5 protein-coding genes and 1 pseudogene are annotated in these 5836 nt (G+C 73.0%); 3 read left to right on the top strand and 3 right to left on the bottom strand.

Annotated features, from left to right (window positions below; genetic code table 11):
• Positions 1 to 514 (bottom strand): annotated as a pseudogene (locus tag F6X68_RS29825) (hypothetical protein); the annotation flags it as partial.
• A 299-nt stretch (positions 515 to 813) separates the two neighbouring features.
• On the opposite strand from F6X68_RS29825, the gene uvrB reads away from it, so the two are divergent.
• Together uvrB and F6X68_RS29815 are read left to right on the top strand one after the other, a co-directional pair.
• Entirely contained in the window at positions 814 to 2922 is a 2109-nt protein-coding gene (gene uvrB, locus F6X68_RS29820) for an excinuclease ABC subunit UvrB (protein WP_151457369.1), read from the top strand.
• 136 nt (positions 2923 to 3058) lie between these two features.
• Positions 3059 to 3919: a helix-turn-helix transcriptional regulator gene (locus F6X68_RS29815; protein ID WP_151457368.1), complete on the top strand. Its 861-nt coding sequence runs from the start codon at positions 3059 to 3061 to the stop codon at positions 3917 to 3919.
• 7 nt (positions 3920 to 3926) lie between these two features.
• On the opposite strand, the gene F6X68_RS29810 is transcribed toward F6X68_RS29815, so the two are convergent.
• Together F6X68_RS29810 and F6X68_RS29805 are read right to left on the bottom strand one after the other, a co-directional pair.
• On the bottom strand, positions 3927 to 4685 hold the full coding sequence (locus F6X68_RS29810) for an SDR family oxidoreductase (RefSeq protein WP_151457367.1): 759 nt from the start codon (positions 4683 to 4685) through the stop codon (positions 3927 to 3929).
• A 136-nt stretch (positions 4686 to 4821) separates the two neighbouring features.
• Complete coding sequence (locus F6X68_RS29805) at positions 4822 to 5115, bottom strand: antibiotic biosynthesis monooxygenase (RefSeq protein ID WP_151457366.1); 294 nt, start codon at positions 5113 to 5115, stop codon at positions 4822 to 4824.
• 100 nt (positions 5116 to 5215) lie between these two features.
• Between F6X68_RS29805 and pnuC the strand changes: the two genes are divergently transcribed.
• Positions 5216 to 5836 (top strand): nicotinamide riboside transporter PnuC (gene pnuC / locus F6X68_RS29800; RefSeq protein ID WP_151457365.1); only part of this gene is annotated, 621 nt, incomplete at its 3' end.

Raw genomic sequence — 5836 nt, 5'->3', positions numbered from 1 at the left:
GCGGGTCGTGCAGCCGCCAGCGGTCCGCCGGCGGCACCAGCGGGGGCGGCGCGGGGGTCGGCACCGCCGTCGGGTCGGGGCGCAGCAGGACCACCGTCGGGGTGGCCTGGAGCAGCCCGCGCTCGGCGCCCGCGCCGGGCCCGCCGACGTCGAGGTAGACCAGCGGCCGGGACCAGTCGACCCAGCCGACCAGTTCGGTACGCGCCGCGCCGGTGCCCGCGGTCACGCGTACCCCGGCCCGCAGGTCCCGGTAGTTGGTGACCCGCATCGCGGCCAGTCGCTCGCGCTCGTCGCCCGTCAGCGCCCTCGGCTGCTCCGGCTCCTCTGGCGCCCAGCTCGCCAGCCCCACGACCAGCGCGGCGGCGGAGAGCACGGCCACGGCCGCGAGCACCAGCAGGACGGTGCGCCGGCGGCCGGTCACCACCCGTGGGATGCCGCCGGTGTGCGCGTCGTCGTGCGTCGGCGGGCCCTGCGGCGGGTCAGGCGGGCCGGAACGGGCGGCGGAGGTCTCCACGGGAGGTTGAACGGGATTCACCCCCGTGGGGTGACGAGCAGGGGCGCTCGCGGCGGCCGGTCAGCGCCTCACGCGCGACCACGTCGGGTGCGCACGCCGGGAGTGCCGGGTGCTGCGACCCCTGTGCCGGGGGCGGGCCGGCCGTGACGGCCTGGCCACCTGCCCGGTCGGCCGCCGCGAGCGGCCTACGTGGAGAGCGTAGTCCGGTGAGATGCGCCACACAATGCGAATATCGAAGCCGATCACGGACCGGGCGTAGTCGCGCCGCGGTGTCGGACCCCCGGCGTACCGTTGGGGTCATGGCGCTCGACATTCCCCGGCTCGACGGCCGCTTCCAGGTCATCAGCGAGTTCCAGCCGGCCGGCGACCAGCCGGCGGCCATCGACGACCTGGAGCGTCGGGTCCGACGCGGCGACCGCAACACCGTGCTGCTCGGCGCGACCGGCACCGGCAAGAGCGCCACCACCGCGTGGCTGATCGAGCGGGTGCAGCGGCCCACGCTGGTGCTGGCGCCCAACAAGACGCTCTGCGCGCAGCTGGCCAAGGAGTTCAGCGAGCTGCTGCCGCACAACGCGGTCGAATACTTCGTCTCCTACTACGACTACTACCAGCCCGAGGCCTACATCCCGCAGACCGACACCTACATCGAGAAGGACTCCTCGATCAACGAGGAGGTCGAGCGGCTGCGGCACTCGGCGACCATGTCGCTGCTCACCCGCCGTGACGTGATCGTGGTGGCCACCGTCTCGGCGATCTACGGGCTGGGCACCCCGGAGGAATACCTCGACCGCGCGGTGCGGGTCGCGGTCGGGCAGGAGCTGGACCGTGACCAGCTGCTGCGCCGGCTGGTCGACATCCAGTACACGCGCAACGACATGGCCTTCAACCGGGGCACCTTCCGGGTCCGCGGCGACACGCTGGAGATCATCCCGGCCTACGAGGAGCTGGCCGTGCGGATCGAGCTCTTCGGCGACGAGGTGGAGAAGCTCTACTACCTCAACCCGCTCACCGGCGACGTGGTCAAGGAGGTCGACGGGCTGGTGATCTTCCCGGCCACCCACTACGCGGCCGGGCCGGAGCGGATGGAGCGGGCGATCCGCGACATCGAGGCCGAGCTGGCCGATCGGCTGGCCGAGCTGGAGCGGCAGGGCAAGCTGCTGGAGGCGCAGCGGCTGCGGATGCGCACCACCTACGACATCGAGATGATGCGCCAGGTCGGGTTCTGCTCCGGCATCGAGAACTACTCGATGCACATGGACGGCCGGCTGCCGGGCAGTCCGCCGCACTGCCTGCTCGACTACTTCCCCGACGACTTCCTGACGGTCGTCGACGAGTCGCACGTGACCATCCCGCAGATCGGCGGCATGTACGAGGGCGACGCGTCCCGCAAGCGGATGCTGATCGACCACGGCTTCCGGCTGCCCAGCGCCGCCGACAACCGGCCGCTGCGCTTCGACGAGTTCCTGGAGCGGGTGGGCCAGATGGTCTTCCTCTCGGCGACGCCGGGCCCGTGGGAGCTGGAGCAGGCGCAGGGCGAGTTCGTCGAGCAGGTGATCCGGCCCACCGGTCTGATCGACCCGGAGGTAGTGGTCAAGCCCACCAAGGGCCAGATCGACGACCTCATGCACGAGATCAAGCTGCGCACCGAGCGCGACGAGCGGGTGCTGGTCACCACGCTGACCAAGAAGATGGCCGAGGACCTGTCCGACTACCTCCTGGAGAACGGCATCCGGGTGCGCTACCTGCACTCCGAGGTCGACACGCTGCGCCGCGTGGAGCTGCTGCGGGAGCTGCGCAAGGGCGACTACGACGTGCTGGTCGGCATCAACCTGCTCCGGGAGGGTCTCGACCTGCCGGAGGTGTCGCTGGTCGCCATCCTCGACGCCGACAAGGAGGGCTTCCTGCGCAGCGGCCGGTCGTTGATCCAGACCATCGGCCGGGCGGCGCGCAACGTCTCCGGTCAGGTGCACATGTACGCCGACAAGATCACTCCGTCGATGGCCGAGGCGATCGGGGAGACCAACCGGCGGCGGGACAAGCAGATCGCGCACAACGAGGCGCACGGCATCAGTCCCGAGCCGCTGCGCAAGAAGATCCACGACATTCTCGACGACATCTACCGCGAGGCGGAGGACACCGAGAACAGCCGCGTCGGCGGAGCCGTACGGCAGCTCTCCCGGGGCAAGGCGCCGGTCAAGGAGACCCGCAGCCGCGCCCGTACCGGCGGCGCCGGGCCCGCGCGGGAGGGGATGGCCCGGGCCGAGCTGGCCCAGCTCATCCAGGAGCTCAACGACCAGATGCTGGCCGCGGCCCGGGAGCTCCAGTTCGAGCTGGCCGCCCGGATCCGCGACGAGGTCGCCGACCTCAAGAAGGAGCTGCGCGGCATGGACGCCGCCGGGGTGAAGTGAGCGGCCCGGGCCCCGCCTGACCCGGACGGCGGGGCGGGCCGACCCACGACGACCTGGCCTCTGATTGCGGTACGCGAGCAAGCTATTGCGCTGAGTGATCGTCCTGCCCTACTCTCCCTCGGTGGGGAGGCTGGGGATGCCGTTGCCAACGAGTCCGGTCATTCGTCGCGCCCGGTTGGGCGCCGAGTTGCGTCAGCTGCGCCGGCGGGAGGCGCTGACCCTGGAACAGGTCTGCGACCGGCTGGGTTGGGCCTCCACCTCGAAGCTGTCCCGCATCGAGCTGGGGCAGAGCCGGCCGGACCTGGCCGACGTGCTCGACCTGCTCGACGTCTACGAGGTGCCGCCGCCGCAGCGCGACGCGCTCATCGTCATCGCCCGCGACGCCGCGACCAGCCGGGGCTGGTGGAAGGCGCTGGGGGAGATGGGCGAGCGGCAGCGCACCTACGCCGAACTGGAGGCGGGCGCGGCGAGCATCGTGGACTGGCAGCCCGCCGTCGTGCCGGGGCTGCTCCAGACCCCGGCGTACGCCCGGCTGCGGATCGCCGCCGGCCGGCTGCTCGACCCGGCCCTCGACGTGGAGGCCGACGTGCGCGCCCGGGGGCTGCGCCACGAGGTGCTGCGGCGGACGGACCCGCCCCGCTACACGGCGCTGCTCGCCGAGGCGGCCTGCGACGCCGGCGACACCCCGCCGCAGGTGTGGCGGGAGCAGGTGGGGCACCTGGTCGAGCTGGCCACCCTGCCGCACGTGACGATCCGGCTGCTGCCCCGGGGCGTCGCCGCGCGGGGCGGGGCGCAGCCGCTCACGCCGTACTCCTGCTACTCGTTCCCCGACCCGGCCGACCCGCGCACCGTGATGCTGGAGGCGCTGACCACCGACGTGCGGCTGGTGACGGCCGCCGACGTGGACCGCTACGAGCAGCTCACCGGCTGGCTGCTGGACGCGGCCCTCGGCCCGGAGGAGACGCTCGTGGCGCTGGACCGGCTCGCCGCCGGCTGAGCCAGGCTCACAGGTGGCGGCGGAAGCCGCCCTCCGAGTCGATCACCTGGCCGGTGATCCAGTCGGCGTCGGACGAGCAGAGGAACCGCACCAGCCGGGCGGCGTCCTGCGGCGTGCCCCAACGTCCGCTCGGAAAGAGCTTGGCGACCTCGGCGTGCGCCTCCGGCGAGGCGTATCCGGTGTCGGTCGGGCCCGGGTGGACGCAGTTGACGGTGATGCCCCGTGGCATCAGCAGCGGCGAGAGCTGGAAGGTCGCGTTCTCCACCGCCGCCTTGCTGACCGCGTAGGCGAGGGTCTGCGGCATCGGGCCGAGGCGCTGGCCGGTGGAGAAGAGCACCAGCCGGCCACCCGATCCGGCGGTGAACGCCTCGGCGAACGCTTCGGCGAGCAGCAGCGTGGCCCGCACGTTGACCAGCAGGTGCCTGTCGATCTCGGCCGGATCCAGTGCGCCGAACGGCGTGTCGGTGCAGTAGGCGTGGACGGCGACCACCGCGTCGAGCCGGCCGTGCCGGCGTAGCGCCTCGGCGACCAGGCCGGCGGGCGCGGCCGGGTCGAGCAGGTCGGCTCGGACGTGCCCGGCGTCGCCCAGCTCGCCCAGCAGGGCCGGCACGCCCTCGGGATCGCCGCCGTAGGGCTGGGCGTCGTCGAACTCCGGCAGGCCGGTGAGCAGCAGCCGCCAGCCGTCCGCGGCGAGTGTGCGGGCGACCGCCGCGCCGATGCCGATCCGACGACTCACGCCCGTCACGAGGGCCACCCGCTGCGTCATGGTGGGCAGTCAACCGGCGTCGGCGACCGGGCGCCAGCGGATATCTCCGCGCGGCAACCGGGCCCGGCGCCCCCGAGCCCGTCGGGACCGGCGGCCGACGCGTGCACGGCGCACCCTAGGGCAGGGGTACGACAGCTCAGGCCGGCACGTCCACGAAGTGCTCGACCAGCGGCGGGTTGGCGAAGTACGGGCCGATCAGCGCCCGCCACTGCGCGAAGCGCTCGGTGGCGCGGAAGTTGTCGTTGTGCGCCTCGACGGAGTCCCACTCGACCAGCAGCACGAACCGGCTCGGGGACTCGACGCCCCGGGTCATCCGCACCGACCGGCAGCCGGGCGCGCCGGCGAGCACCGGATGCCCCTTGGCGTACGCGGCGGCGAACTCGTCCTCGTGTCCCGGCAGTACGTCGATGAGCGCGACCTCAAGCACCATGCCCGGGAGCCTTTCACGCCGCCGTGCGGGCCGGGCGCCGCGGGGGCCTGTTCCCGCTGGCCGGGCGGATCTAGGGTGGGCGCGCGGAAAGGGGAGGCGAATGATCGACTGGCTGACCGGTACGGCGTTCACCGTGGCCGGCACCGGCACCACCTGGGCGGAGCTGCTGGGCTTCGCCACCGGGGTGCTCAACGTCTGGCTGGTGGCCCGGCAGCGGATCGCCAACTGGCCGGTCGGCATCGCCAACGTGCTGCTGCTGATGCTGCTGTTCTGGACGGCGGGCCTCTACGCCGACGCCGGCCTCCAGGTCGTCTACGTCGGCCTGGGCCTGTACGGCTGGTGGGCGTGGCTGTACGGCGGCGAGCGGCGCACCCGGCTGACGGTCGGCCGGACGGGCCGCCGGGAGTGGTGGGCGCTGGCGGCGGCGGGCGTGGTGCTGACCGGCGGGCTCTGGGCGCTGCTGGACCGGGCCACCGACTCCACCGTGCCGCTGCCGGACGCGCTGACCACCGCGCTGTCGCTGCTGGCGACGTACGGGCAGACCCGCAAGCGGGTGGAGAGCTGGTGGCTGTGGATCGCCGCCGACCTGATCTACATCCCGCTCTACGCCTACAAGGGCCTGTACCTCACCGCGGCCCTCTACGTGATCTTCCTCGGGCTCTGCGTGCTCGGGCTGCGCGAGTGGCGGGCGGACCTGCGGCGCGGCGCCGCCCCGACCCCG

The sequence above is a fragment of the Micromonospora sp. AMSO12t genome (genome assembly GCF_008806585.1).
Classification (GTDB): Bacteria; Actinomycetota; Actinomycetes; order Mycobacteriales; family Micromonosporaceae; genus Micromonospora; species Micromonospora reichwaldensis.
Note: the sequence above shows the minus strand (reverse complement) of the source record. Positions and strands in the feature narration are given on the sequence as shown.

Excerpts from the sequence above, each read along its gene's own strand:
- uvrB (WP_151457369.1), top strand. The coding sequence starts at position 814 with ATGGCGCTCGACATTCCCCGGCTCGACGGCCGCTTCCAGGTCATCAGC.
- F6X68_RS29815 (WP_151457368.1), top strand. The coding sequence starts at position 3,059 with ATGCCGTTGCCAACGAGTCCGGTCATTCGTCGCGCCCGGTTGGGCGCC.
- F6X68_RS29810 (WP_151457367.1), bottom strand. The coding sequence starts at position 4,685 with ATGACGCAGCGGGTGGCCCTCGTGACGGGCGTGAGTCGTCGGATCGGC.
- F6X68_RS29805 (WP_151457366.1), bottom strand. The coding sequence starts at position 5,115 with ATGGTGCTTGAGGTCGCGCTCATCGACGTACTGCCGGGACACGAGGAC.